Genomic DNA, 26,030 nt, shown 5'->3' on the forward strand with positions numbered 1-26,030 from the left:
GCCAGCTCCCACAGGGTTTGTGTGCGCGGCAGAACCCTGTGGGAGCTGGCTTGCCAGCGAAGGGCTGCAAAGCAGCCCCCAAAATGGCGGCCTTACTTCCACACCTGCGGGTTCACCAGGTCCCGCGGGCGTTCGCCCAGCAGCGCTGCCCGCAGGTTGTCGATGGCGCGATTGGCCATCGCCTCGCGCGTCTGGGCCGTGGCCGAACCCACATGCGGCAAGGTCACTGCATTGGCCAACTGGAACAGCGGCGACGCGCTCAGCGGTTCCTTCTCGTACACGTCCAGCCCGGCGCCGCGAATCGTGCCGTCCTGCAAGGCCGCGATCAGCGCCGCCTCGTCCACCACCGGCCCGCGCGAGACGTTGATCAAAAATGCGCTGGGCTTCATCAGCTTCAATTCCCGCGCGCCGATCAGGTGCGTGGTGGCGGCGCCCAACGGCACCATCAGCACCACAAAGTCTGCTTCGGCCAGCAGTTCCTCCAGGCTGCGGTACTGCGCACCCAGTTCCTGCTCCAACGCCATCTTGCGGCTGTTGCCGCTGTAGATTACCGGCATGTTGAAGCCGAACCGCCCACGCCGCGCAATCGCTGCGCCGATGTTGCCCAGGCCGACGATACCCAGGGTCTTGCCGTGCACGTCACTGCCGAAATGCCCAGGCCCCACGGTGGCCTTCCACTCGCCGGCCTTGGTCCAGGCATCCAGTTCGGCCACGCGTCGCGCCGCGCTCATCAGCAGCGCAAAGCCAAGGTCTGCGGTGCTTTCGGTCAGCACATCGGGGGTGTTGGTCAGGGCAATGCCGCGCTGGTTGAAGTAGGCCAGGTCGTAGTTGTCGTAACCCACCGACACACTCGACACCACCTGCAACTGCTGCGCGCTTTGCAGTTGCGCCTGGCCCAGCGTGCGCCCGGCGCCGATCAGGCCGTGGGCCAGGGGCAACGCTTCGTTGAACTGGGCATTGATGTCACCGAGCCTGGGGTTGGGCACGATCACATTGAAGTCTTGCTGCAGGCGCTCGACCATCGGCGCGGTGATGCGGCTGAAGGCCAGGACAGTCTTTTTCATCGGCAAACTCGCTGCGGGCAGGGAAGAATGGGTAGCACGCTATCATTCTCCGCGGCCCCTGTGCAGCAAGATTTCAGGTGGCGATGCGCAGTTCGTGGGTCTTGAGGTCGGCTTCATGGGCCGCGAGGATCTCGGGCAGCGAGTTGCGCAGGTACTCGACCCAGGTTTTGATCTTGGCATCCAGGTACTGGCGCGACGGGTAGATCGCGTACAGGTTCAGTTCCTGCAGGCGGTACCCGGGCATCACCCGCACCAGGCTGCCGTCGCGCAGGCCGTCGATGGCCGAGTAGATCGGCAGCACGCCGACGCCCATGCCGCTGCGGATCGCCGCCTTCATGGCATCGGCCGAGTTCACCTGGAACGGCGCCTGGGTGATGTTCACCACTTCCTGGCCTTCGGGGCCGTCGAACAGCCACTTCTCCAGCGGGATCACCGGGCTGACCATGCGCAGGCAGGCGTGGTTGAGCAGGTCGGCGGGCTTGTGCGCCACGCCCTGGCGCTTCACGTAGTCGGGGGAGGCGCACACGATGCTGTAGGTGATGCCCAGGCGCTGCGACACGAAGCCCGAGTCGGGCAGCTCGCTGGCCAGCACGATGGACACGTCGTAACCCTCGTCCAGCAGGTCCGGCACGCGGTTGGCCATGGTCAGGTCGAAGGTCACGTCGGGGTGGGTTTCGCGGTAGCGCGCGATTGCGTCGATCACGAAGTGCTGGCCCACCCCCGTCATCGAATGCACCTTCAGTTGCCCGGAGGGCCGTGCATGCGCGTCACTGGCCTCGGCCTCGGCTTCCTCCACATAGGTGAGGATCTGCTCGCAACGCATCAGGTAGCGCTTGCCCGCTTCGGTCAGGGCGATGCGCCGGGTGGTGCGGTTGAGCAGGCGGGTTTGCAGGTGCGCTTCAAGGTTGGAAACCGCCCGCGACACGTTCGCGGTGGTCGTATCCAGTTGCACGGCGGCGGCGGTAAAACTGCCGACTTGCGCAACGCAACTGAAGGCACGCATGTTTTGCAGGGTGTCCATGGGGCGCTCTCAGAGAAGACGACAGAATTGTGACATGAAGTAACCAAATCAGTCTTCAAGACTAAAGCCGGATTATCGCCGTTTTCGTAACAAAGATTCGCAGGAATGCACGCTTATCGCCAGTGCGGCGGCCCCCTAGAATTGCGGCTCCTAGCGTCATCCACCTTCTAGTCGGGAACTCGCCGCTGTGCCGCGTCGCATCATCAGAGCGCTGAATGCGCTCAGTGTCTGTGCCTTTAGCTTGACCTTGAGCGGCTGTATCGGAACCTGGGGCATCGCCCCGCAAAGCAAGACGCTGCACGCCAATTCCCTGCCCCCCGACGCGGCTATCCGGGCCGCCGCGCAAGACGCCCATTGGCCCGACCAGCAATGGTGGCAAGCCTATGGTGACCCGCAACTGACGCGCTGGATCGCCCTGGCGGTCAAGGACAGCCCCACGCTGGCCATGGCTGCCGCACGGGTCCGTGAAGCCAAGGCCATGGCCGGGGTGGTCGAGGCCGACGAGAAGCTGCAGGTCAATGGCCAGGCCAGCCTCAAACGCCACAACTGGCCCGAAGACCCGTTCTACGGACCCGGCGCGTTGTCGGGTGCCAACACCTGGGACAACAACGCCGCCCTGGGCCTGAGCTACGCGCTGGACCTGTGGGGTCGCGAGCGCAACGCCAGCGAGCAGGCACTGGACCTTGCGCACATGAGCGTGGCGCAGGCCCGTCAAGCGCAGCTTGAACTGCAGAACACCATCGTCAAGGTGTATATCCAGCTGTCGCTGCACTTCGCCCAGCGCGACATCGTCAAGGCCGAGCTGGCCCAGCAGGCGCAGATCCTGGCCCTGGCCGAACGCCGCCTGGCCGGTGGCATCGGCACCCATTTCGAGGTCAGCCAGGCGCAGACGCCACTGCCCGAAACCCATCGCCAGCTCGACAGCCTGGATGAAGCGATCGCCCTGACGCGTAACCAGTTGGCGGCACTGGCCGGCAAGGGGCCGGGCGAGGGCGCGCAGTTGCAACGCCCGAGCCTGTCGCTCGGGGCCGCGCTGGCGCTGCCATCGAGGCTGCCCGCCGAGCTGGTCGGGCAGCGCCCGGACGTGGTCGCCAGCCGCTGGCAGGTGGCGGCCCAGGCGCGGGGCATCGACGTGGCGCATGCCGGCTTCTTTCCCAACGTCGACCTGGTCGGCGGGCTGGGCTTCATGGCCACCGGTGGCGGCGCGCTGGAGTTTCTCACCGGGCGCACGTTCAACTACAACGTCGGCCCGGCCATCAGCCTGCCGGTGTTCGATGGCGGCCGGCTGCGCTCGCAGCTGGGTGTCGCTACGGCCGGCTATGACCTGGCCGTGGCGCGCTACAACCAGACCGTGATCGAGGCGCTCAAGGGCATCTCCGATCAACTTGTCCGTCGCCACTCGATGCACGAGCAGGAGCATTTTGCGGCCGAATCGGTGGCCTCGGCGCAGAAGACCTACGACATCGCCATGGTCGCGTTCCAGCGCGGCCTGACCGACTACCTCAACGTGCTCAACGCGCAAACGCTGCTGTTGCGTCAGCAGCAGATCCAGCAACAGGTGCAGGCCGCACGCCTGAGCGCGCATGCCGAACTGGTCACCGCGCTGGGCGGTGGCCTGGGGGCTGGCAACGATGTACCTGCGCCGGGCACCCAGGACGCACCGGCCACCCCACGCACCCTGGCGGTGTTCGACCAATGAGCGCCATGACCCTGCCGTTTCGCTGGCTGGCATCACTTGAATGGCGTCGCGGGTTTTTCGAATGGGCGCGCAGCGACGGCGTCACCTGGGTGTACATCTTCAAGGTACTGAGCGCCGCATTTCTCACCTTGTGGCTGGCCATGCGCCTGGAACTGCCGCAGCCGCGCACTGCGATGATCACCGTGTTCATCGTGATGCAGCTGCAGAGCGGCCACGTGTTCGCCAAGAGTTTCTACCGCCTGCTCGGCACCCTGGCCGGCTCGTCGGTGATGGTCGCGCTGATCGCGATCTTCCCGCAGAACACCGAGCTGTTCCTGCCCAGCCTGGCGATCTGGGTGGGCATCTGCTCGGCCGGTGCGATGCGCTATCGCAACTTTCGCGCCTATGGTTTCGTGCTGGCCGGCTACACCGCGGCGATGGTCGGCCTGCCGGCCCTGCAGCACCCGGACGGCGCGTTCATGGCCGCGGTGTGGCGGGTGCTGGAGATTTCCCTGGGCATCCTGGTGTCGACCCTGGTCAGCGCCGCGATCCTGCCGCAGTCGGCCAGTGCCTCGATGCGCAACGCGCTGTACCAGCGCTTTGGCGTGTTTGCCGGGTTCGTCGCCGAAGGGCTGCGCGGCGACAGCCAGCGCGACCGTTTCGAAAGCAGCAACGTGCGCTTCATCGCCGAGGCCGTGGGGCTTGAAAGCCTGCGCAGCGTGACCGCCTTCGAAGACCCGCACATGCGCCGGCGCAATGGCCGGCTGGGGCGCATGAACAGTGAGTTCATGGCCATCACCACGCGCTTCAACGCCTTGCACCAGTTGCTCGAACGCCTGCGCCAGCGCGGCCCGTTGCAGATCGGCACGGCCATTGAACCGGGCCTGAACGCCTTGGCTGAACTGCTCGACGGCTACGCCGCGCGTTCGCTGACCCACGCCGATGCGGCGCGCCTGGCCGCGCAGTTGGCTGCGTACAAGGAGGACCTGCCCGAGCGCGTGCGCAGCCTGCGTGCGGCGTATGTCCAGACCGCGCCGAGCGATGCCGACCTGCTCGACTTCCACACCGCCTACGAGCTGCTGTACCGCTTCGTCGACGACCTGCACAGCTACGCACAGACCCACGCCTCGCTGGCTGACCATGACCACGCCCGCGAGCAATGGGACGAGCCCTACGTGGCCCAGACCAACTGGCTGGTGTCGCTGGCAGCCGGCGTGCGGGCGTCGTTCATCCTGCTGGTGCTGGGCAGTTTCTGGCTGGCCACGGCGTGGCCGAGCGGGGCGATGATGACCCTGATCGCCGCTGCCACCGTGGGCCTGTCGGCGGCCACGCCCAACCCCAGGCGCATGTCGTTCCAGATGGCCTGCGGGACCCTGTTCGGCGCGCTGGTGGGGTTCTTCGAGACCTTCTTCGTGTTCCCCTGGATCGACGGCTTCGCGTTGCTGTGCCTGGTCCTGGCGCCGGTATTCGTGGTGGGCGCGTTCCTGGCGTCGCGCCCGGCCTACGCCGGCTACGGGCTGGGCCTGCTGATCTTCTTCTCGACCGGTTCGGTGCCCGACAACCTCACCGTGTACAACCCCTACGCCTTCATCAACGACTACATCGCCATGGTCCTTGGCATGCTGGTCTGCGCGGCCGCCGGGGCAATCATCCTGCCGCCCAACAGCCGCTGGCTGTGGAGCCGCCTGGAGCAGGACCTGCGTGGCCAGGTGCTGTTCGCCATCAGCGGGCGCCTGCGCGGGCTGGGCTCGGCGTTCGAAAGCCGCACCCGCGACCTGCTGCACCAGGCGTATGGCCTGGCAGTGGGGCAGCCGCAGGTGCAGAGCACGCTGCTGCGCTGGATGTTCGTGGTGCTGGAGGTGGGCCACGCGATCATCGAGCTGCGCAAGGAGCAGGCGATCCTGCCGGTACACCCTTGCTACGCCGAGTCGCAACCCTGGCGCCAGGCTATCCGCGTGATGGGGCGGGCGTTGGCGCGGCTGTTCCTGCAACCGACGGCCAGCAACCATGAGCGCGCGCTGGTGGCGGTCGACCATGCGATCGGCCGCGTACAGGCCACCGACGAACCCTTTGCCCGGCACTTCGACACCTCGGCGTTGCGTCGGGTGCAGAGCTACCTGCACTTCATCCGTACCTCACTGCTCGACCCACAATCGCCGCTGGCCGACCTGGCGCCGGCGCAAGGACTGCCCGATGCCCCGTGAAATTGCCTTCCACGGCCTGTACATGCCGACCATGACCTTGATGTTCCTGTTTGCCGCGGGGCTGGCCTGGGGGCTGGACCGGTTCATCGCCGCGCATGACGGCTACCGCTTCTTCTGGCACCCGGCGCTGCTGCGCCTGTGCCTGTTCATTTGCCTCTTCGGCGCCATGGCGCTGACCGTCTACCGTTGAGACCCTCGTGATGAAAAAGTTTTTCAGCCTGATCGCCACCCTGCTGGTACTGGCGGCTGCCGTGGTGATCGGTCGGCAGTTGTGGGTGCACTACATGAACACGCCCTGGACCCGTGACGGGCGCGTGCGCGCGGACATCATCAACGTGGCCGCCGATGTACCCGGCTACGTGGTGGATGTCCCGGTGCGCGACAACCAGCTGGTGAAGAAGGGCGACCTGCTGATCCAGATCGACCCGGCGCACTACGAGGTGGCGGTGAAACAGGCGCAGGCGCTGGTAGCCTCGCGCAAGGCCACCTGGGAGATGCGCAAGGTCAACGCGCACCGGCGTGCCGACATGGACAACCTGGTGATCTCGCGGGAGAACCGTGACGACGCCAGCAACATCGCCACCGCTGCCCAGGCCGATTACCAGCAGGCCCAGGCGCACCTGGCGGCGGCCGAGCTGGACCTCAGGCGCACGCGCATTCTGGCCACGGTGGATGGCTACGTGACCAACCTCAATGTGCACCGTGGCGACTACGCACGCACTGGCGAAGCGAAAATGGCGGTGGTCGACAAGGACTCGTTCTGGGTCTACGGCTTCTTCGAGGAAACCAAGTTGCCTCGGGTGAAGGTGGGTGACCAGGCCGACCTGCAGATGATGAGCGGCGAAGTGCTCAAGGGGCACGTGGAGAGCATTTCGCGGGGTATCTATGACCGCGACAACCCCGAAAGCCGCGAGCTGATCGCGGACGTGAACCCCACCTTCAACTGGGTGCGCCTGGCGCAGCGGGTGCCGGTGCGGATTCATATCGACGAGGTGCCGCAAGGGTACCTGCTGGCAGCAGGCACGACCTGTACTGTCGTGGTCAAGCCGTTGTAGGGGCCGCCTTGTGGGAGGATGGAACGGTTAGTTACCCACTGGCCAGCCCGCCCTGCTAAGCTCGCCCTTGCTCTGAATGCACTGAATGGACGCTCGTAATGCACTTACCGGATATGAACTTGTTGGTAGCGCTGGATGCGCTGCTGGACGAGGGCAGCGTGGTCGGCGCCGCGCGCCGCATGAACCTCAGCCCCGCCGCCATGAGCCGCACCCTGGGCCGCATTCGCGAAGCTGTCGGCGACCCGATCCTGGTGCGTGCCGGTCGTGGCCTGGTGCCCACGCCCCGCGCCCAGGCCCTGCGCGATCAGGTGCGGATAGTGGTCGAGCAGGCCACCCAGCTGTTTCGTGCCGGGGAAGACGTCGAGCTCGATAGCCTGGACCGCGAGTTCAACATCCGCGCCAATGACCTGTTCATTGCCCTGTTCGGCGCGCAGTTGCTGCAGATGATGCACACCCAGGCCCCGCACACCATGCTGCGCTTCGTCCCCGAGGGCGAGGGCGGCGATGAGGACGCGGTGCTGCGCGATGGGCGTATCGACCTGTTCATCAGTTCGAGCATCGACCTGGGGCCGGAAATCAAGGTGCAGAGCCTGTTCAACACGCACTACATCGGCCTGGCCCGCAGCGACCACCCGATCTTCGATGCCCCGGTCACACCTGAGCGTTTTGCCCGCTACCAGCAGATCAGCGTGTCGCGACGTGGCCGCGCCACCGGCCCGATCGATGTCGCGCTGGCAGGCCTGGGCCTGCAGCGACGCGTGGCGCTGATCACCCCCAGCTTTCATTCGGCGATGTTCTCGCTGCCCGACTCCGACCTGCTGTTGCCGCTGCCCAAGCGTGTGCTCACCAGCGTGGACAGGTTTGCCGCACCGTTGCGCTGGTTCGATATCCCGCTGGAGCTCGAAGCGGTGTCGGTGATGCAGGCCTGGCACCCGCGTTTCGACAACGACCCGGCCCATCGCTGGCTGCGCCAGATCCTCAAGGTGTGTTGCGCCAGGGCCCAGTGAAGGCATAGTTGCGTTTGGCGCACTATTACACTGTGACAATGTCAGTTTTCGTTAGCATTGCCCCTGCATAGAATCTCCCGGCTTAGTGTTCAGCCCGGAGAGTCCTGTCATGAGTTCGCTTGCCGCGACGCCTGCCACCGCCGTACCGCCCCTGCCTGCGGCCTTTGGCCTGCGCATTCTGGTGGGCTTGTGTGGCGTGCTGGTGGTGGTGCTGTGCGCCGGCCTGAACGAGATGGTCACCAAGCTGGCCATGGCCGATATCCGTGGCGGCCTGTTGCTGGGCGCCGATGAAGGTTCGTGGCTGGTGGCGGTGTACGCGGCCGCCTCGGTGTCGGCCATGGCGTTTGCGCCGTGGTGTTCGGTGACCTTCTCGTTGCGCCGGTTCACGCTGTGTGCCATTGCCGCTTTCGCGCTGTTCGGCCTGTTGCTGCCGCATGCGCCCAACTACCCGAGCCTGTTGCTGCTGCGCGGGCTGCAAGGCCTGGCTGCCGGCGCCTTGCCGCCCATGCTGATGACCGTGGCGCTGCGCTTTTTGCCGCCCGACATCAAGCTCTACGGGCTGGCCGGCTATGCCCTGACCGCGACCTTCGGGCCGAGCATGGGCATGCCGCTGGCGGGGTTGTGGACCGAGTATGTGGGGTGGAAGTGGACGTTCTGGCAGGTCATCACGCCTTCGTTGCTGGGCATGGCGTGCGTGGCCTGGGGCATCCCCCAGGACCCGCTGCGCCTGGAGCGCTTCAAGGCGTTCAACTGGCGCGGCGTGCTGCTTGGCCTGCCGGCGCTCAGTGCGCTGGCGGTCGGGCTGGTGCAGGGCGACCGCTTGGGCTGGTTCGACTCGCCGCTGATCTGCACGCTGCTGGGGGGCGGCACGTTGTTGCTGGTGCTGTTCATGCTCAACGAATGGCGTGCGCCCATTCCGTTCTTCAAGTTGCAGATGCTCGCCCGACGCAACCTGACCCACGCGCTGATCACCCTGGCCGGTGTGCTGGTGGTGCTCTCTGCGGTGATTGTGATCCCGGCCGGCTACCTGGCGCAGATCCAGGGCTACCGCCCGGCACAGACCGCGCCGCTGATGCTGGTGGTGGCATTGCCGCAACTGCTGGCGCTGCCGCTGGTGGCGGCGCTGTGCAACATTCGCGCGGTGGACTGTCGCTGGGTCCTGGCCGCCGGCCTGGGCATGCTCGCGCTGTCCTGCCTGGGCGGCACGCAACTGACCTCGCAGTGGATCCGCGACAACTTCTACGTGCTGCAACTGCTGCAGATCTTCGGCCAGCCGATGGCGGTGCTGCCGCTGCTGATGCTCGCCACCAGCGGCATGTCCCCGCAGGATGGCCCGTTCGCTTCGGCCTGGTTCAACACCGTGCGCGGCCTGGCCTCGGTGGTCGCCACCGGGGTGCTCGAAGCGCTGGGCACCGTGCGCCGGCATTTTCATTCCAATGCGCTGGTGGACAGCCTGGGCAATGCGCCGCTGGTGGATGACAGCGCGCCGGACCTGGCGCGGCGCATTCATGAACAGGCGCTGGTACTCACCAGCATCGACCTCTACCTGTGCATGGCGCTGCTGGCGCTGGCACTGACCCTGCTGATTCCTTTCGTGCCCACCCGCGTCTACCCGCCGCGGGCGCCGGCCTAGCCTTTCATTGAGAGCATTGTGTGATGAACATCAGTAACAGCCGTCGACCGATCCTGATCTTTGCGGCGCTCGCCGTGGTGGGCGTGGGCCTGGCCTTTTCGATCCTGGGCAGTGGCAGCGTGCAGACCACCAACGATGCCTACGTGTCCGCCGACTACACCGTGGTGGCGCCCAAGGTCGCCGGCTTCATCAGGCAGGTGCTGGTCGACGACAACCAGCAGGTCAAGGCCGGCCAGGTGCTGGCGCTGATCGACGACCGCGACTTCCAGGCGACCCTGGCCGCCGTGCAGGCGCAGGCGCAGATCGCGCATGCCGAGCAGCAGAACGCCCGGGCCACGCTCGAACGGCAAAGCTCGGTGATCGACCAGGCCCAGGCGCAGGTGGCTGCCGACCAGGCCGAGCTGGCGTTCGCCAACCATGAGCTGACCCGTTACGGGCGCCTCGCCGAGCAAGGCGCGGGCACCGTGCAGAACGCCCAGCAGGCGCGTTCACGGGGCGATCAGGCCAAGGCGCGGCTGGCCAACTCGAGCGCGGCACTGGCGGCGGCGCGCAAGCAGGTCGACATGCTCAAGGCGCAACTGGAGCGTGCCGACGGCGGGCTCAGGCATGCGCTGGCGAGCGTCGAGCGTGCGCAGCTGGACCTGTCGTACACGCGCATCGTCGCGCCTATCGACGGCGTGGTTGGCCAGCGCGCGCTGCGCGTGGGCGCCTACGTGAACCCGGGTGCACGCCTGCTGGCAGTGGTGCCGCTGGCCCAGGCGTATGTGATCGGCAACTTCCAGGAAACCCAGCTGACCCATGTGCAGCCGGGGCAACCGGTGCAGATCAGTGTCGACACCTTTGCCGGCGAGCGCCTGCATGGCCATGTCCAGAGCCTGGCCCCGGCCACCGGCGTCACCTTCGCGGCGGTCAAGCCCGACAATGCGACGGGCAACTTCACCAAGGTGGTGCAGCGTATCCCGGTCAAGATCGTGCTCGATGCCGACCAGCCGTTGCTGGCGCGGCTGCGCGTGGGCATGTCGGTGGAGGCGCAGATCGACACGGCGGCGGCCCTCGTGCCGGTCGCGGGCCAGGAGGTCAGTGCGCGATGAAAGCCTTGTACCTGCTGACCCCGTTGCTGGTGAGTGCGGGCCTTGCCGGCTGCACCCTGGGCCCCGACTTCGAACAGCCGCCCAGCCAGGCCCCGGCCGATTGGCCGCCCCTGCAAGGCGAGGCGGGCCCCAGCCAGGCGCAGGCCGGGCCGTTGGAAGAACGCTGGTGGGAGGGTTTCCACGACCCCTTGCTGAGCACGCTGATCGAACGCGCCGGCCAGCACAACCTGGATTTGCAGATCGCCAGCAGTCGCCTGCTGCAGAGCCGTGCGGCGCGGGCCAGCATTGCCGCCGAACAGTCACCCTCGCTCGACCTGGACGCCGGCTACAGCCGTGCGCGCAACAGCGCCGAGGGCCTCAATGACCCGTCGGGCAACAACGGCAGGTCGGCGTTCAGCCTGTGGCAGGGCGACCTGGTGGCGGGCTGGGAACTCGACCTGTGGGGCCGCGTGCGGCGCCAGGTGCAGGCAGCCGATGCGGCAGTGCAGGTGGCCGAGAACGATCGACGTGGGGTGGCCCTGTCACTGCTGGCCGAGACCGCGCGCAACTACATTCAACTGCGTGCCGTGCAGGCGACCCTGGCGGTGACGCGCGAGAACCTCGACGTCTCGCGCCACAGCCTGCGCCTGTCGCAGATGCGCCTGAACGATGGGGTGGCCACCCAGTTGGATGTGGCCCAGGCCAGCGCGCTGGTGGCGTCCATCGAGGCCGGCCTGCCGCTGCTCGAAGACCGCCAGGCACAGTTGATCAATGCCCTGAGCCTGCTGCTGGCCGAGCCGCCGCGCGCGTTGCAGGCCGAGCTGGAACAGGCCGGCCCGTTGCCCCAGCCGCAGGAGCGCTTTGCGATCGGCGTACCGTCGTCGCTGGCCAGGCGCCGTCCGGATATCCTGCGCGCCGAGGCGCAGTTGCAGGCTGCTACCGCCCGCATCGGGGTGGCCAAGGCGGACTTCTACCCGGCCATCCGGCTGTCGGGCAACGTGGGCTTTCAGTCGCTGCAACTGTCGGACTTCGGCAACTGGAGCGCACGCCGCTTTGCCATCGGCCCGCAACTGAGCCTGCCGATTTTCGAAGGCGGGCGCCTGAGCGGCGTGCTCAAGCTGCGCGAGGCACAGCAGCAGGAAGCGGCGCTCAACTACCAGCAGGTGGTGCTGCGTGCCTGGCACGAGATCGACGATGTGCTCACCCTGTACAACGCCAACCAGCTGCGCCGCGATCACCTGGCCGAAGCGGTGCGCCAGAACCGTATCGCGCTGGACACCGCGCAGCGCCAGTACGTGGAAGGCGCGGTGGACTTTCTCAATGTGCTGACGGTGCAGACTGCCTTGCTGCAAAGCCAGCAGCAGTGGGTGGAAAGTTCGGCGCAGGTGTCGCAGGCGCTGGTCGGCCTGTACAAGGCTCTCGGTGGCGGCTGGCAGCCGCTGGGCTGATCAGAGCGTACGGTCGAGGCCGAAGCGTTTTTTCAGCACCCGTTGCAGCAGTCGTGCCGGCAGCAGCGCTGCCAGCAGCGGCAACGCGCGGCTACCGTTGCCCAGGCGCAGCAGGTCGGGCGGGGTGGTCTGCTGCACGGCCTTGAGCACGCCCTGGGCGAATGCGCTGGCCGGGGTCGGCTTGTCCTGCGAGGCGCGGGCGCGGGCCCGAATGTTTTCGCGCAGTGGCCACCAGGGTGAATCCTGCGCCAGCAACTGTTCGGCCTCGCGCCCGGCATTGGCGGCAAAGCTGGAGGCGATGGCGCCGGGCTGCACTTCCATCACGCGCACGCCGAACGGTGCCAGCTCCAGGCGCAGCGCATCGCTCAGGGCATGCACCGCTGCCTTGGACGCGCAATAGGCCCCGGCGAACGGGGTGACCAGCACGCCCGAGACGCTGCCGATATTCACCACTGTGCCCTGATTGCGGCGCAGCAGCGGGAACAGCGCACGGGTGACACCCACCACGGCAAATACATTGGTTTCGAACTGGCGGCGCATCGCCTCCACGCCGCCGTCGAGCAGCGGGCCCATGGCGCCGTAGCCGGCATTGTTGATCAGCAGGTCGAGGCCGCCGTGGGCGCTGTCGATGGCGTCGCCCAGGCGCACCAGGGCCTGCTCGTCGTTTACATCGAGCTGGCGGCTGTTGAAGCCGGCCTTGATCAGGGCGGCGACGTCATCGGCCTTGCGCGCGGTTGCCCACACGCTGTAGCCGGCGTGCTTGAAGCTGTCGGCGAGGGCGCGGCCGATGCCGCTGGAGCAACCGGTGATGAGGACGACGGGCATGGAAAGGTGGACTCCTCAGGGTAAGGTGATGACTCAGGCTGTGGATCAGCGTGGGTACGCTGCTGGTACACACGACGACAGGCGCGCCGGCAAGGGGCAAGAGCACGTGAGAGGGCAGATACTGAAGTGAAATGCGTTGGAAAAACAGCCTCAGTTCGGGCGCTTGCGGGTGGTCTTCATAGTGGTCGACATTGAAAGCGTAGAAGTCTGCGCCTGGTTGCGCAGACCAGTGCCTGGCGTTGCTCTAGCCGGATAAGGGATGTGCGTGACATGCCGAGGCTCCTGCACGGTAGTGGGGTCGGCACTATTCAAGCGTGGATGACTGCCGACGGTAACTGACAAAAATACTAGTTGGCAAAACTGCCCTGAAGGTGTTCGGCGCGAAACTCCAGGGTTTGCGGGCGGTAGCCCGAACGCAGCGGCGGCAGGGGCAGGCAGTCGTGCCAGCTGGCGCCGGCCTGAAGATCGCCCGGGCCGCGGTAGCGGGGGGCAGCGTAGGTGTTTTCGGCGAGGTTGACGCTGTCACCGGGCGCATAGGCGGCGACGCGCCAGCGCAGTTCGGTGAGTGGGGTGTCGTTGTCGTTCTTCATCTGCACGCGCAGCGGGCGGTCGGCCGGGCATTGGGCGGGAGCGTAGTCCAGGCGCAGTTCCAGGCGTGCCAGCTGGCTGGCCTCGCGGTTGTCCAGCCACACCACCCACAGGCCGACCAGGCCCAGGCCCAGCAGCGCAGCCATGGAGATCGGCAGGGCCTTGGCCGGGTAGCGCAGCAGCAGGACCAGCCAGGTGAGGATAAGCAGGATACCGATGAACATGAAGGGCGCCTTGGCTGCGGATTCTGTGTTCCTCCATAAAAACATCGTGCCCCCTTCGCTGGCAAGCCAGCTCCCACAGGGTTTTGAGGTGCTCACAAAACCTGTGGCAGCCGGCTTGCCGGCGAAGGGGGCCCCTTGGGCTTCAGATCACTGCGCGATGGTCTTGATCGACACCCCGCGCTCGATCGGCGTCGAGCGCCCGTAGATGTCCTCGAAACGCTCGATGTCGTCTTCGCCCAGGTAGCTGCCCGATTGCACCTCGATGATCTCCAGCGGGATCTTGCCCGGGTTGCGCAGGCGGTGCACCGAGGCGATCGGGATATAGGTCGACTGGTTCTCGCACAGCAGGAACACGTTCTCGTCGCAGGTCACCTCGGCCGTGCCCGACACCACGATCCAGTGTTCGGCACGGTGGTGGTGCATCTGCAGCGACAGGCTCGCCCCGGGCTTGACCGTGATGTGCTTGACCTGGAAGCGCCCGCCCATGTCCACCGAGTCATACGAGCCCCACGGGCGGTAGACCTCGCAGTGGTTCTGGGTCTCGTTGCGGCCCTGGGCGTCGAGGGTGTTGACCATCTGCTTGACCCCCTGAACCTTGTCTTTGTGCGCGATCATCATGGCGTCCTTGGTCTCGACCACCACGATGTTCTCCAGGCCGATCACCGACACCAGCTTGCCGTTGCCATGGATCATGCAGTTGTGGCTGTCCTGCACCACCACGTCGCCCTTGGTCACGTTGCCGTTGTCGTCCTTCTCGTGCACGTCCCACAGCGACGACCAGCAACCCACGTCGCTCCAGCCTGCGCTCAGCGGGACCACGCAGGCGCGCTGGGTCTTTTCCATCACCGCGTAGTCGATGGAGTTGTCCGGGCAGCAGGCGAAGGTGGCTTCGTCGATGGCGAGGCTGTCACCGTCTTCCTGGCTGCGTTCCAGGGTCAGCAGGCAGGTGTCGTAGATGTCCGCGTCATGCTTTTTCAGCTCTTCGAGGAAGCGGCTGGCACGGAACAGGAACATGCCGCTGTTCCAGAAGTAACCACCGGCCTTGACGAACTCGACGGCGCGTTTCTCATCCGGTTTCTCGACGAACTGCGCGACCCGGCTGATGCCCTCGGGCAGCAGCGCGTCCTGGCTCGACTTGATGTAGCCATAGCCGGTTTCCGGCTTGGTCGCCGGAACCCCGAACAGCACCATCTCGCCACGCTCGGCCGCCACCGTGGCCAGGGCCAGGGCACGTTGCAGGGCTTTCTGGTCGTCGATCACGTGGTCGGCTGGCAGCACCAGCATCAGCTCGTCGCGGCCTTCGTTGACCAGCTTCATGGCGGTCAGCGCCACCGCCGGCGCGGTGTTGCGCCCGAACGGCTCCATCAGGATCGCCTGGGTCTCGAGCTTCAGGTTGCTCAACTGCTCGTTGACGATGAAGCGGTGGTCCTTGTTGCACACCACGATGGGCGCGTCCATGCCGTCGAACACCAGGCGCGACAGGGTTTGCTGGAACAGCGTGTGTTCACCGGTCAGGGCCAGGAACTGCTTGGGGAATTGCTTGCGCGACAGGGGCCACAGACGCGAGCCGCTACCACCGGACAGAATGACTGGAATCATGGGTAATCTCCGAACGTTGAAAGGGGCAGTTGATTAACGGGTGGACACTGGGCGCTTGACCCACACCGGCGACAGGTTGCTGCCGGAACCGGTGACATACAGCACGGCCGCTTCGCCACGTTCGAGTGCCACGGGCTTGAGGTCGCTGACTTTCTTGTCGCCTTCATACAGCGCCAGGCTGACCTTGACCGGGTTGATCTCGCGCTCGCCGCGCGCCTTGGCCGCCACCGGCTTGACCACTTCGGTCTTGCCATCGGCGGTCTTCAGGGTCAGGGCCTGGTCGCTCAGGTTCTGCACGCGTACCAGGGATTTCTGCTTGTTCTTGAACGGTGGTTCCTCGACCAGTTGCGGCTGGCCGCTGGCATGGTTGACCAGGGTGTAGTAGTGGTCGCCCGCCAGCTTGACCGGCACGCTCTGGCTACCGACCTTGGCGCTGTAGTCACCCTGGGGCATGAAGCTGAAATCGCTGCTGGCCTGGGCGGCCACTTCGCTGATCTGGGTGTTGCCGACGCTGGCGGCTACCGGCTGGTTGCCGGCGTTGAAGATGCGCACGAAGGTCGAACCCTTCGGCGCGCTCGGGCCATACAGCGCGGCGTCGGCGCCAGCCCAGGCCTGCAACGAGAGCAGGCTCATGCCGGCGGTGAGGGCGAATGCCTTGGCAATACGGTGCTTGGTGGTCATGTGCGGTTCCTCTCAGTGTTGCGTCCGATTGGACGACAGGGCCATGTCTTGATTGGCGGTACGGGTTTTCTTCAGCTGTGCGATCCACTGCGGATCGAAGGCGCTGAGGTCGTTTTTCATTGGCAGATAACGTTCCGGGAACTCCCAGACCAGCACTTGCGGCGCGCTGTGCTTGAAGGCATCGGTGTTCAGGTACTTGAGCATCGGCACCAGCGGGCCGTGGCCGTCTTCGGCGTAATTGACCACGTCGCTGCGCAGTGCCTGCTGCAGCGCGCCGAGGAAGTTCCAGTGCGGGTTGGCGCTGTAGCTGGTGCCGATCAGCGCCACCGGGATCTCGCTGTCGGCGAACAGCGCATCGCCGCTGTCGGCCTGGGCCTGTGCCGGGCGGGTGCTGCGCGGTTGCAGGCTGTCCGGGGTCGGCAGCAGGTTGCTGAACAGCGGGTCGAGCGGCAGGAAGTTGGTCAGGTCGCCCTTGTACGGCGTCGCCGGCTTGGCCTCGGTGACGAACAGCTGCGGCGTGCCGCTGAGCAGGTCCTGGCGTGCCACGGCGTCGGCCAGGTGCTCGGCCACCACTTCGGCGCCCATCGGCGTCCAGTGCGTGTCGGTACGCAGGAACACCTGGCCCTGGGCCTTGGCCGCCTGCAGCGGGCCGAGCAGGTCGGGGGCGAACACCCCGGCCTGGCGGGCCTTGGCATGGAACTGGTTGTACAGGTCCTGGTGCAGGCTGGCGGGGGCTTGCTCGCCAATGTATTCGGGGTACAGCCGGGCCTTGGCCGGGATGATCGCCAGCACCAGTTGCACACCCTGTTGCTGCAGGGTGTCGCGCACGCCGCGGATCAGCGCCAGGTTCTCGGCCTCGTACTGCTCGGCGCCGGCCACCGGCTTGAACTCTTCATCGCTGAACAGCCATTGCTCGCGGCCCAGCACCACGCCGGGGCGGCCTTCGTTGAACAGCTTGAAGTCCAGTGCGGCCCAGAGGTTGGTGCCCAGGCGCTTGATCGGGAACTGCTCGTCGTAATGGGTTTCGGCGGCCTTGGCCAGCTTGCCGTTGAGCACGGTCATCTGCGCGGTGCGCTGGAAGCTGCCCAAGCCTCCCAGCGACCAGATGCCCAGGCCCAGCAGCAGCGCCATGAACAGCAGTGCGTAGAGTGTGCGTAATGATCGGGTCATGGTCGCCTCGCTCAGAACTGGAAGTAGAGGAACGGCGAGTAGCTTTGCGCCGAGAGTTTCAGGATCGACGCCACGAACAGCAGCAGCACCAGCGCGCGGGTGACGTACAGGCCCCAGTCCAGGCTCACGCTGCCATCGGCATGCACGGCCACGGGGCTTGCCTTGGCGCTGGGCCTGGCGTTGCGGTAGAAGTCGCGCAGGCCGAAGAAGGCCAGGGTCAGGTAGGCCACGATCAGCGTCGCCACTTGCAGGCCCGTGAGGCTGGCGCGGTTGAGCTCCGACAGTTGCCAGTCACCGAAGCTGAACATGGCGCCGACCATGCGCCCGGCCACGTGCAGGTTCTCGGCGCGGAAGATCACCCAGCCCATCACCACCAGCAGGAAGGTGAAGGCCCATTTGACCGGGTTGAAGCGTTGCGGGTTGGTGTCCAGGCCCAGCGCGCGTTCGATCGCCAGCCACATGCCGTGCCAGGCGCCCCAGAGGATGTAGGTGATGTTGGCGCCGTGCCACAGGCCGCCCAGCAGCATGGTCAGGAACAGGTTGCGGTAGGTGGCGAAGGTGCCGCCGCGGTTGCCGCCCAGGGTGATGTACAGGTAGTCGCGCAGCCAGGTCGACAGGCTGATGTGCCAGCGCCGCCAGAACTCGGTGATCGACTGGCTGATGTAGGGCTGCCTGAAGTTTTCCATGAAGCGGAAACCCATCATCAGGCCCAGGCCGATGGCCATGTCGCTGTAGCCGGAGAAATCGAAGTACAGCTGCGCGGTGTAGGCCAGCGCGCCGAGCCAGGCATCGCCCGTGGTGGGGTTCTGCAGGGCGAAGCAATGGTCGGCGACCACCGCCAGGGTGTCGGCGATGAAGACCTTCTTGATGAAGCCCTGCATGAACCGCGTGCAGCCTTCGGAGAACTTGTCCAGGGTATGGGTGCGGTGGTTGAACTGGTCGGCCAGGTCCTTGAAGCGCAGCACGGGGCCGGCGATCAGGTGCGGGAAGATCGCCACGAACGCCGCGAAGTCGATCAGGTTGCGCGTGGCCGGGGTATCGCCGCGGTACACGTCGATGATGTAGCTGATCGACTCGAAGATGTAGAACGAGATACCGATCGGCAACAGAATGTGGGTCAGGATGAACGGCTCAAGCCCGTAGGAGGTCATGATCGCGTTGAGGCTGTCCACGCCGAAGTTGGCGTACTTGAAGTAGCCCAGGATGCACAGGTCCACGCCTACACCCAGCAGCAGCCAGCGTTGGGCCGGCTTGGTGCGTACGCCGGCGGCGCCGACCTTGAGACCGATCCAGTAGTTCCACAGGGTGACGGCGGCGAACAGCGCCAGGAAGTCCACCCGCCACCAGGCGTAGAACACGTAGCTGGCCAGCAGCAGCAGGGCGTTGCGATAGCGTTGCCCGCTCAGGTAGTACAGGCCGAGAAAGATCGGCAGGAACAGGAACAGGAACACATTGGACGAAAACACCATCCCGATCTCTCCTTGTCGTTATCCACAATCGGGGCAGCAGCCCCCCAAACCCCCCGCGCACATCGCGGGGGAATGTACATACGTGTGCAGCCTCCACTGTTCCCTGTGGGAGCTGGCTTGCCAGCGAAGAGGCCATACCTGACACACCGAGGTGCCTTCTTCGCTGGCAAGCCAGCTCCCACACGGGGCAGCGGCGATCCTTACTTCTTCTGTTCGGCCTGTGGGTCGTATACCCGCGTCAGGTCGCCGCCCAGGCGGAAGCTCTTGAACGGCTGCATCGCCTGCTTGCGTTTCAGTGCATCCGCATCGCATTGGTACAAGCTGCACCACGGCTCCAGCCACGCGTACTTGCTGTCGACCTTCAGGTCGCCCATGTCCTGCTTCTGGCCAGTGCGCGCCTTGAACGCACTCGGGTCCCTGGACCCCGACAACACCCGTTCACCCAGGCGCTTCAACGCGCCGTTGTTTTCCGGGCGTACATCCACACCATTGGCCTGGGCGAAGCTTGCGATCATCGCCAAGGGCGGCAAGGCGTAGTTGTGGTACGCCAGGGCGCGCTGCTTGCGCTTCATCTCGTTGGGCAGAAAGCCCTGTGCGTCGACCTGGTTGGCGCCCACGCGGTACTCCTTCACCGCCCAGTCGAACAGGTCGCGCCGGTCGGTCGCGACCGCCGTGGCCATCACCGACCAGGCCGCCCAGTACGAGTGGTTGTTGATCTTTTCCAGCGGCAGGTCGCTCCAGTCCTTGACCGTCTGTTCGGCCAGGCGCGCAAACCATTTTTCGATCTGTTCGGCCTCGGCCTGGTGCGCCGCCAGTGGCTGGGAATTGGAGAACTTCAGGCGCAGGTAGGCCGAGCTCATGCTGCCCAGCGCCCATTTGCGCATCGACTTGCCGGTGTGGTTGTAGTCGGTGGACATCAGCGCATCGGCGCGCGCCCAGGTGCCCAGCCACTGCAGGGTGCAGTCCAGCTGCTGCGGGCGGCCGTCACGCATGTACTGCATGACCTGCTTGCTGACCCCGCGCTCCAGCGTGGTGATGTCGGCGGTGGAGTCGCGGAAGGCTTTTTCGGAGGCCTTGTTCAACGTCGCGCGGGCCTTGTCCGAGCCTTCGTACTTGCTGCGAAACTGCAGCGAGCCGGTGTAGGGCTGCGGCACCGCTTCACAGGTGAAGTCGTTGGGGCTGGTCTTGGGTTTCTCGATCCCGGCGTAGTAGCCCTGCGGCGGGACCAGGCCTGCCGCCTGTGCACCCGCGCCGAACAGCGCGAGGGTGAGCAGGGCAGGGGTGGCGATGCTACGAAAGTGGCTCATGTGCGCCTCACAGTCCGGCGTGCGCAGCGCGCTGCGCGTTGCCGGCGATTGGGTTGCGGGTACAAAGCGTGGCCTTGACCTTCTGGCTGCCGCTTTCCGGGCCCTGCACTTCCACGGCGAGCAGGGTCTGGTTGGCCCAGTCTTCGTCTTCACGCAGCTGGAAAGCGAAGCGGCCATCGGTGTCGGAGGTCTGCGGCTTCTCGATCTTCAGGTCTTCGTGGCGACCATTGAGGTACCACAGGGTGGCCTGTAGGGTCTTGACCGAGGTGTCTTCGAAACGGATGTCGAGCTGGTGGCGGCCATTGACCAGGTTCTTGATCACGCCGTTCTTGCCATTGACCATCAGCTCGTTCTTGCCCGGCTTGAGCGAGGTGCTGGCGCTCATCTGCGCAGGCTTGCCTTCGCAGCCGTTGTCGAGCAGGGCGAGCATCTGGCGCCAGATGGTTTCCTGGTCCAGGCGGTACAGCGGCGAGAACTCCCAGATGAGGATCTTGGGTGGGTTGTTCTGGAATGCCTCGCTGCCCAGGTACTGGATCATCGAGCCTTCCAGGCCACCACCGGGGAACGCCACGTTGAGCACGTCGGCGCCGATGTACTGCTCCAGAAAGCCCGAGAAGTTGTAGTTCTTGCCGCTGTGGCTGGTGCCCACCAGGGTGATCTGCGGGTTGCCCGAATCGCCGAACAGGTCGTCGCCGCCACTTTCGCCCTTGGGCTCGGTGACGAACTGGTCCATGTACTGCACCGCATAGCTGGTGCCGCACAACTGGCCGGCGACGTTGTGCAGGGTACCGGTCTTGCCCATGCGCCCGGACGTGTGGCTTTCGAATTCACGCCTGGGCACGTCGGCGAAGGCCGGCATCCCGTGCACCGTGTCGGCCACGATCCTGGCCGCACGCTCGGCACCGTAGGGCGTCCAGTGCTGGTCGCCACGGAAGTAGAAATCCTTGCCTTGCTGCGCGGCCGGCAGCTGTTCGTTGGTCAGCGGCGACAGGTCGGGCACGTTGTAGCCCATCTTGCTGAAGCGCCCGAGCATGGCCTGGTAGTTGCCCAGGGCTTTCTCGTAGTTGAACGCAGCCTTGTCGGCGGGGTTGAGCATGTTGCGGTTCACCAGGCCACGGGTGGGCTGGTACACCACCACCAGTTCCACGCCACGCGCCTTGAAGGCGTCGTGCACCTGCTGCAGGCGCTTGTAGCCGGCCGGGGTGGTGTTGAATTCGGTGCGCAGGTCTTCGCGGGTACGGAACAGCCAGTCACCCTGGGCTTGTACCAGGGTGGTGAAGTTCTGCTGGTAGCGGGTGGTGTAGCGGCTGGCGTCGTGGGCTTCGGGGCACAGTTGGCAGCACGGCTCGGCGGTGAAGCGCGGTGCCTGCACGTCATCGGCGCGCACGCCGTTGCTGATCGCCAGCAGCGCGGCACTCAGGCCCAGCAGTTTCATCAGGTGTGGGGTCATGTCAGGTTTCCTCAATCCGCCATTTCGGTCTGGCGTTCGACCGGGTCGATCAGTACGGCTTTGCCCTGGCGCACCATCAGGTCGAGAATCTCGTCCTGACGCTCACCCAGCACTCCGGAAAAACTGATGCCGCTGGCCTTGCTCGGCGCCAGCATCGACACCCGGTACAGCTCCACGCTCAGCGGCGAGTCGATCGACAGCGGGCCGCTGCCGTTGGCTGCCAGCTCGCCACCGACCACGATCAGCGAGACCTTGGTGTCGAAGGGGTCGAGGTCGATGTCGCGGTCGGTATCGGACAGGTCCTTGATGTGCCCGTACACGCCCACCAGGCCGTTGGCCATGGCGAGGTTCTCGTACAGGCGGATGTTCACGCTGTTGCGCACGCGAATGCCGTGGCGACGGTTGCTGATCAGCTTGTTGCCCCAGATCAGGTTGTCGCCGCTTTCGTACAGGGTGATGCCGTCGGTGTGGTTGCGGTAGATCTCGTTGTAGGCGATCAGGTTGTTCACGCTGTTACGGTCGATCACCACGCCGGAGAGTTTGTTGTCGTAGCTCTTGTTGTGGATGATCCAGCTGTCGTTGACCTCGCGCGAGACGATGATGCCGTGCTTCTTTTTCGTGCCGTGCACGGTGTTGCCGGCGATGATCAGGCGGTGCGAGCGGTCGTGCGGGTCGATGCCGTAGACGATGTTGTCGCGGTAGGTGCTGTCCTTGACCACGAAGTCGGCGGTCTCGTAGCAGTAGAAGCCGTACCACATGTCGCTGAACTCCGAGCCGAGGATCCAGCCGGTGGGTTCGGCGCGGTTCATCTGCCTGGCCATGTTGGGCGTGTACTGCGAGATGCTCACGCCATAAGACTTGCTCTTGGCGTAGCCGAAGCTGGCCATCTTGCTGTTGACGATGTAGGTCTGGGTGCCGCCCCACGCGAGCAGGAACGGGCGGAATTCATCGGGCTTGCGAAAGGTCGCCGGGCCGTTGTCCTTTTCGCGCCAGCCGGTGACGCGGGTGTCGGTGACAAACAGCTTGCCGTCATTGACCATGAACGCACCGCCCTCCTGGGACAGGCGCAGTTCCTTGACCTTGGCGTCGATCTCCAGCACGCCCTTGTGCCCGACCACGATCGGCAGCCGCGCCAGGTACACGCCCGGCGAGGTTTCGCGCAGGTACTGGGCGGGCACGCGCTTGCTCAGCTCGGTGAAGTCGACATGCCCGTCATCGATGAAGATCGCCTGCGGAATGCCGTGCTGGCGCGCCACCCATTCGGCCATCTTGTTGTCGCCGCCGATGAACTCCTTGAGCGCATCCTCCTGCAGCATGCGGCGTACCGTGACCTTGCCCTTGTGCCCGCGCTGGATCTTCGCCTGCACGGCCTGGGCGGTGAAGCCGGTCAGGTCCGGCAGGGTCGGCGGGGCGATCTGCAGCGGCTCGATCGGCGCGCTGCTCACGGTGTAGGTCTTGGCCTGCTGCAGCTCTTTGGCCACGCTGGCGGCCGGCAGGCCGTTGGCCAGGGCAATGCTGCTGGCCAGCAGCAGGCTGCCGGCAAACAGCGTGTTGAGCGGGTGAAGGTTCATATCAATGCACTCCAGGCATCAGAAGCGCCAGATCACGTCGACAAAGGCGCGGTGCATGTACGCGTCCGCTTCCTTGCCGTAGGCGTCGCCCGGCTTGAACACCCCGCCGCGAAAGCGCACCAGCGCCGACGGTTCGTCGATCGACTGGCTCAGCGCAGCCGGCAGCAGGCCCTGCTTGAAGTACTTGGTGACGACCAGATCCATCTCCTGGCCCAGGTCTTTCTCGCCCTGGATCAGCGGACGGTTGATGCCGCCGTCATCGACCACGGCATTGATGCCGCTGCTGCCGATGTTCTGTTTGCCGTCGACGCGCCAGAACTTGTGGTACACCAGGCTCGCATCGTAGTCGTCGCGCAGTTGCCAGGAGGTGAACAGGGTGGCGGCCTGCAGGTTGCCCAGCTCGCCACGGAAGGCCTCGCCGAAGCGGTGCACACGCGAGCGGGTGCCGGTGAAGTTGGAGCGGTTGCTCTCAAGGCCCGTCTGTTCGAAGTTGTTCGAGCCGTCGCTGCCGCCACCGCCGCTGCCCCGCGCATAGGCCGCGCCGACCTGCCAATTGGGGTCCAGGCGCAGGCGGATGCCCAGGTCCGTGGCCCAGGCGTTGACGTCGCCGCTCTGTTTTTGCGTGGCCAACTGGTCGCCGTTGGTCAGGGTGTTCGAGCTCAGGCGATCACGGTCGCCGCTCAGCCAGGTGACACTGCCCCAGTAGTTGACGGCGTTCTGGTTGCGCCAGTTGTAGGCGTCGCTGTTGGCCTCCAGGCCCAGCCAGGTGAGGTCGCCGTTGCGGGTCTTGTCGAGCGGGTCGAGGATTTCGCCCGGGTTCTTGAGCTTGCCGTCGTCGTGGGTGTGGTGGGCGCGCAGGCCGACCCAGTGGCCGGGTGTCCATTGCGCGGCGACGTCACCGTAGAGGTGCAGGCGGTCCTTGTCTTCGGGGGCCAGCTCGGTGAGGTCGGTGCGGTACTCGCTGAAGCGTTGCGCCACACCCGCGTTGGCACGCAGCAGGGTGGTGTCGAAGGTCCAGTTCAGCGCCTCGATATTGGTGTCGCGCCACATGCCGTCGTCATTGCGCAGGCGCTGGCGGCCAAAGCGCAGCTGCTCGCCGGGGTAGGCGGTGAAGCCGCTGTAGCCGACCCAGAACTCGCGCATGGCCAGGTAGCTCTTGTCGGGTTCGCGACCGTTGGCACGGCGGGTCTGGACCTGGCTGTCGTCGTCGGCCTGACGCAGCGTATCGGTGTCGATGATGTCGGTGGCGGTGACGGCCTGGCCCATGGCGTAGGCGCTCCAGTTGCCGCGCTCGCCGTACACCCACGGGCGCAGGTCCAGGCCCAGGCCGTTGACGTCGCCGCCGGAGCGGGTGCCCAGGTCGCGGTCGTCTTCGGATTGGCCGGTGGCTTTGACTTCCAGGCCGAAGTTCTTGTCAGCGGTCATCGCGGCCAGGGTCGGGCACGACCAGAGCAGGGCGAAGCCCAGGCCCAGGCCGGCTTTCATCCACGGGTTGAGTGTCATAGGGAATCCTCGCCGTCTTGTTCGGTGGTGTCCTGCAGGGCCTGCATGGCCAGGGCGCCGGGGCCCTGACCCATGGCGCCACGGGCCTGGCGCTCCTGTTGCAACAGGCGCTGGGCCTGGGCCTTCTGCGGGGCAGAGAGCTGCTGGTCGAGTTCGCCGGCCATGGCCGCCGATTGCTCGCTGGGGTTGGCCTGCGCCAGTTGTGCGAAGACCCAGGCGCTGACCAGATCCTGGCGAATGCCGTGGCCTTCGCTGAACAGTTGGGCCAGTGCATAGTCGGCGCTGAGCTGGCCGCCACGGGCAGCGCCGAGCAGGTGGTCGACGGCTTTTTGCGGTTCGACCTGGCCCAGGTAGCCGCGCCGGTAGAGCTGGCCGAGGTAGTAATGGGCGCTGATTTCACCGGCGTCGGCGGCGGCCTGCAGGTGCGTCTCGGCTTTTTTCGCATCGGCCGGTACGGCCTTGCCTTCGTAGTAGAGGCGGCCCAGCAGCAGTTCGGCGCGCGGTTGCGCAGCCTCGCGGCCCTTGTCGATGTAGCCCATCAACTGCTCGCTGTCGCCCAGTTCCGGGAAGCTGTAGAGCAGTTGCGCAAGGCTGACCCAGGACGCGGGGTTGCTTGGCGCGACCTGTTCGAGCAGGGCCTGGGCGGTTTTCTCGTCGGTCTGGCCCAGGCTTGGGTCGGCCAGTACGCGGGCCACGCTGTCGACCCGGCTGGCGGGCACGGCGCCGCGGGCGTAGGCAGCCTTGAGCTGTTCGAGCAGGGCGGCCTGCAGGTCGGCCTGGCCGCGCTTCTGGTACACGCTGGCCAGTTCCACGTAGCAGATGTCGGTGCTGGCCAGCGCGGCCTTGCAGATGCGTTCCACATCATCCAGGTGCTGGTCGTAGGTGTTCTGGGTGCGGTACAGCAGTACCTGGGCCAGGCCCGCCTCGGGGTAGCCGGCGGCGCGCCATTGGTCGACCTGCTGCTGCGCGTTGATCTCGGGGAAGCTCTGCGGGTATTGCAGGTAGAGCATGGCCAGCGGGATCAGGGTGTTGCTCTCGCCGGCGGCGAAGGCTTTTTTCAGCAGGCCCTGGGCTTCCTTGCGCTCGGCTTCGCTGCTGTCGGGCTTGGCCACCAGCAGGCGGCCCAGGCGTGCCTGGGCACGCGGTGAAATCTGTGCGGCGGCGCGGTAGGTGGCCTCGGCTTGCTTGAGCTTGGCCGGGTCGCGGGTTTCCACCTGGATATCGGCAAGGCCCACCTGGGCTTCGCTGTAGCCCAGGTCCGCGAGCTGCTGATAGTTGCGCTCGGCCAGGGCGGTGTCGCCGCGCTTGAGCGCTTCGTTGGCCAGGCGCTGGTCGGGCAGGCCGGCGCAACCGGCCAGGCTGATGGCCAGGGCCAGGGCACCCATTTTAAGAGCTTCGCTGGCAAGCCAGCTCCACAGGGTTGGTCGGTGCTCACAAACCCATGTGGGAGCTGGCTTGCCAGC

The 26,030-nt window shown here is 65.9% G+C and carries 21 protein-coding genes; 8 read left to right on the forward strand and 13 right to left on the reverse strand.

Annotation, left to right across the window (positions count from 1 at the left end; genetic code table 11):
• Positions 1-92: 92 nt before the first annotated feature.
• Positions 93-1,064 carry a 2-hydroxyacid dehydrogenase gene (locus KUO17_RS19735; RefSeq protein ID WP_217977199.1) on the reverse strand — a complete coding sequence of 324 codons (972 nt, stop codon included), beginning with the start codon at positions 1,062-1,064 and terminating at the stop codon, positions 93-95.
• A 73-nt stretch (positions 1,065-1,137) separates the two neighbouring features.
• Positions 1,138-2,085 carry a LysR family transcriptional regulator gene (locus KUO17_RS19740; RefSeq protein ID WP_217977200.1) on the reverse strand — a complete coding sequence of 316 codons (948 nt, stop codon included), beginning with the start codon at positions 2,083-2,085 and terminating at the stop codon, positions 1,138-1,140.
• Between the two features lie 187 nt (positions 2,086-2,272).
• Between KUO17_RS19740 and KUO17_RS19745 the strand changes: the two genes are divergently transcribed.
• The 8 genes from KUO17_RS19745 (at position 2,273) to KUO17_RS19780 (ending at position 12,180) form a co-directional block, all read left to right on the forward strand.
• Complete coding sequence (locus KUO17_RS19745; RefSeq protein WP_217977201.1) at positions 2,273-3,784, forward strand: efflux transporter outer membrane subunit; 1,512 nt, start codon at positions 2,273-2,275, stop codon at positions 3,782-3,784.
• A complete protein-coding gene (locus KUO17_RS19750) occupies positions 3,781-5,967 on the forward strand; it encodes an FUSC family protein (protein ID WP_217977202.1) in 2,187 nt (728 codons plus the stop codon). The genes KUO17_RS19745 and KUO17_RS19750 overlap by 4 nt, the downstream gene beginning before the upstream one ends.
• On the forward strand, positions 5,957-6,157 hold the full coding sequence (locus KUO17_RS19755; protein ID WP_163949315.1) for a DUF1656 domain-containing protein: 201 nt from the start codon (positions 5,957-5,959) through the stop codon (positions 6,155-6,157). Before KUO17_RS19750 ends, KUO17_RS19755 begins: the two co-directional genes overlap by 11 nt.
• Positions 6,158-6,167: 10 nt before the next feature.
• Entirely contained in the window at positions 6,168-7,022 is an 855-nt protein-coding gene (locus KUO17_RS19760; RefSeq protein ID WP_217977203.1) for an efflux RND transporter periplasmic adaptor subunit, read from the forward strand.
• Positions 7,023-7,120: 98 nt separating this feature from the next.
• Complete coding sequence (locus KUO17_RS19765) at positions 7,121-8,029, forward strand: LysR family transcriptional regulator (protein ID WP_217977204.1); 909 nt, start codon at positions 7,121-7,123, stop codon at positions 8,027-8,029.
• Positions 8,030-8,138: 109 nt separating this feature from the next.
• Positions 8,139-9,662 carry an MFS transporter gene (locus tag KUO17_RS19770; RefSeq protein WP_217977205.1) on the forward strand — a complete coding sequence of 508 codons (1,524 nt, stop codon included), beginning with the start codon at positions 8,139-8,141 and terminating at the stop codon, positions 9,660-9,662.
• A 23-nt stretch (positions 9,663-9,685) separates the two neighbouring features.
• Positions 9,686-10,753 (forward strand): HlyD family secretion protein, encoded by a 1,068-nt coding sequence (locus KUO17_RS19775; protein WP_255263690.1) that lies wholly within the window; start codon positions 9,686-9,688, stop codon positions 10,751-10,753.
• Positions 10,750-12,180: an efflux transporter outer membrane subunit gene (locus KUO17_RS19780; protein ID WP_217977206.1), complete on the forward strand. Its 1,431-nt coding sequence runs from the start codon at positions 10,750-10,752 to the stop codon at positions 12,178-12,180. The genes KUO17_RS19775 and KUO17_RS19780 overlap by 4 nt, the downstream gene beginning before the upstream one ends.
• Here KUO17_RS19780 and KUO17_RS19785 read toward each other — a convergent pair whose 3' ends face one another.
• The 11 genes from KUO17_RS19785 to algK form a co-directional block, all read right to left on the reverse strand.
• A complete protein-coding gene (locus KUO17_RS19785) occupies positions 12,181-13,005 on the reverse strand; it encodes an SDR family oxidoreductase (RefSeq protein WP_217977207.1) in 825 nt (274 codons plus the stop codon). It lies immediately after the preceding gene.
• Between the two features lie 347 nt (positions 13,006-13,352).
• Complete coding sequence (locus tag KUO17_RS19790; RefSeq protein WP_217977208.1) at positions 13,353-13,817, reverse strand: multidrug transporter; 465 nt, start codon at positions 13,815-13,817, stop codon at positions 13,353-13,355.
• A 147-nt stretch (positions 13,818-13,964) separates the two neighbouring features.
• Complete coding sequence (locus tag KUO17_RS19795) at positions 13,965-15,416, reverse strand: mannose-1-phosphate guanylyltransferase/mannose-6-phosphate isomerase (protein ID WP_217977209.1); 1,452 nt, start codon at positions 15,414-15,416, stop codon at positions 13,965-13,967.
• Between the two features lie 33 nt (positions 15,417-15,449).
• Positions 15,450-16,097 (reverse strand): alginate O-acetyltransferase AlgF, encoded by a 648-nt coding sequence (locus KUO17_RS19800; RefSeq protein ID WP_217977210.1) that lies wholly within the window; start codon positions 16,095-16,097, stop codon positions 15,450-15,452.
• Between the two features lie 12 nt (positions 16,098-16,109).
• Positions 16,110-17,267 (reverse strand): alginate O-acetyltransferase, encoded by a 1,158-nt coding sequence (locus KUO17_RS19805; RefSeq protein WP_217977211.1) that lies wholly within the window; start codon positions 17,265-17,267, stop codon positions 16,110-16,112.
• 11 nt (positions 17,268-17,278) lie between these two features.
• The gene (locus tag KUO17_RS19810) at positions 17,279-18,736 is read right to left on the reverse strand and encodes an MBOAT family O-acyltransferase (protein ID WP_217977212.1); all 1,458 of its coding nucleotides are present in this window, start codon (positions 18,734-18,736) and stop codon (positions 17,279-17,281) included.
• A gap of 200 nt (positions 18,737-18,936) precedes the next feature.
• A complete protein-coding gene (locus KUO17_RS19815) occupies positions 18,937-20,043 on the reverse strand; it encodes a mannuronate-specific alginate lyase (RefSeq protein WP_217977213.1) in 1,107 nt (368 codons plus the stop codon).
• Between the two features lie 7 nt (positions 20,044-20,050).
• Positions 20,051-21,493, reverse strand: coding sequence for an alginate O-acetyltransferase (locus KUO17_RS19820; RefSeq protein ID WP_217977214.1), 1,443 nt, complete (start codon positions 21,491-21,493; stop codon positions 20,051-20,053).
• An 11-nt stretch (positions 21,494-21,504) separates the two neighbouring features.
• The gene (algG, locus tag KUO17_RS19825; RefSeq protein WP_217977215.1) at positions 21,505-23,064 is read right to left on the reverse strand and encodes a mannuronan 5-epimerase AlgG; all 1,560 of its coding nucleotides are present in this window, start codon (positions 23,062-23,064) and stop codon (positions 21,505-21,507) included.
• 18 nt (positions 23,065-23,082) lie between these two features.
• A complete protein-coding gene (locus KUO17_RS19830; RefSeq protein ID WP_217977216.1) occupies positions 23,083-24,567 on the reverse strand; it encodes an alginate export family protein in 1,485 nt (494 codons plus the stop codon).
• Positions 24,564-25,952, reverse strand: a complete 1,389-nt coding sequence (gene algK / locus KUO17_RS19835) for an alginate biosynthesis TPR repeat lipoprotein AlgK (protein WP_217977217.1) — start codon at positions 25,950-25,952, stop codon at positions 24,564-24,566. The genes KUO17_RS19830 and algK overlap by 4 nt, the downstream gene beginning before the upstream one ends.
• Between the last annotated feature and the right edge of the window lie 78 nt (positions 25,953-26,030).

It is taken from the genome of Pseudomonas aegrilactucae, from assembly GCF_019168305.1.
In the GTDB taxonomy this organism is placed as follows: domain Bacteria; phylum Pseudomonadota; class Gammaproteobacteria; order Pseudomonadales; family Pseudomonadaceae; genus Aquipseudomonas; species Aquipseudomonas aegrilactucae.

Excerpts from the sequence above, each read along its gene's own strand:
- KUO17_RS19735 (WP_217977199.1), bottom strand. The coding sequence starts at position 1,064 with ATGAAAAAGACTGTCCTGGCCTTCAGCCGCATCACCGCGCCGATGGTC.
- KUO17_RS19740 (WP_217977200.1), bottom strand. The coding sequence starts at position 2,085 with ATGGACACCCTGCAAAACATGCGTGCCTTCAGTTGCGTTGCGCAAGTC.
- KUO17_RS19750 (WP_217977202.1), top strand. The coding sequence starts at position 3,781 with ATGAGCGCCATGACCCTGCCGTTTCGCTGGCTGGCATCACTTGAATGG.
- KUO17_RS19755 (WP_163949315.1), top strand. The coding sequence starts at position 5,957 with ATGCCCCGTGAAATTGCCTTCCACGGCCTGTACATGCCGACCATGACC.
- KUO17_RS19760 (WP_217977203.1), top strand. The coding sequence starts at position 6,168 with ATGAAAAAGTTTTTCAGCCTGATCGCCACCCTGCTGGTACTGGCGGCT.
- KUO17_RS19765 (WP_217977204.1), top strand. The coding sequence starts at position 7,121 with ATGCACTTACCGGATATGAACTTGTTGGTAGCGCTGGATGCGCTGCTG.
- KUO17_RS19770 (WP_217977205.1), top strand. The coding sequence starts at position 8,139 with ATGAGTTCGCTTGCCGCGACGCCTGCCACCGCCGTACCGCCCCTGCCT.
- KUO17_RS19775 (WP_255263690.1), top strand. The coding sequence starts at position 9,686 with ATGAACATCAGTAACAGCCGTCGACCGATCCTGATCTTTGCGGCGCTC.
- KUO17_RS19780 (WP_217977206.1), top strand. The coding sequence starts at position 10,750 with ATGAAAGCCTTGTACCTGCTGACCCCGTTGCTGGTGAGTGCGGGCCTT.
- KUO17_RS19785 (WP_217977207.1), bottom strand. The coding sequence starts at position 13,005 with ATGCCCGTCGTCCTCATCACCGGTTGCTCCAGCGGCATCGGCCGCGCC.
- KUO17_RS19790 (WP_217977208.1), bottom strand. The coding sequence starts at position 13,817 with ATGTTCATCGGTATCCTGCTTATCCTCACCTGGCTGGTCCTGCTGCTG.
- KUO17_RS19795 (WP_217977209.1), bottom strand. The coding sequence starts at position 15,416 with ATGATTCCAGTCATTCTGTCCGGTGGTAGCGGCTCGCGTCTGTGGCCC.
- KUO17_RS19800 (WP_217977210.1), bottom strand. The coding sequence starts at position 16,097 with ATGACCACCAAGCACCGTATTGCCAAGGCATTCGCCCTCACCGCCGGC.
- KUO17_RS19805 (WP_217977211.1), bottom strand. The coding sequence starts at position 17,267 with ATGACCCGATCATTACGCACACTCTACGCACTGCTGTTCATGGCGCTG.
- KUO17_RS19810 (WP_217977212.1), bottom strand. The coding sequence starts at position 18,736 with ATGGTGTTTTCGTCCAATGTGTTCCTGTTCCTGTTCCTGCCGATCTTT.
- KUO17_RS19815 (WP_217977213.1), bottom strand. The coding sequence starts at position 20,043 with ATGAGCCACTTTCGTAGCATCGCCACCCCTGCCCTGCTCACCCTCGCG.
- KUO17_RS19820 (WP_217977214.1), bottom strand. The coding sequence starts at position 21,493 with ATGACCCCACACCTGATGAAACTGCTGGGCCTGAGTGCCGCGCTGCTG.
- algG (WP_217977215.1), bottom strand. The coding sequence starts at position 23,064 with ATGAACCTTCACCCGCTCAACACGCTGTTTGCCGGCAGCCTGCTGCTG.
- KUO17_RS19830 (WP_217977216.1), bottom strand. The coding sequence starts at position 24,567 with ATGACACTCAACCCGTGGATGAAAGCCGGCCTGGGCCTGGGCTTCGCC.
- algK (WP_217977217.1), bottom strand. The coding sequence starts at position 25,952 with ATGGGTGCCCTGGCCCTGGCCATCAGCCTGGCCGGTTGCGCCGGCCTG.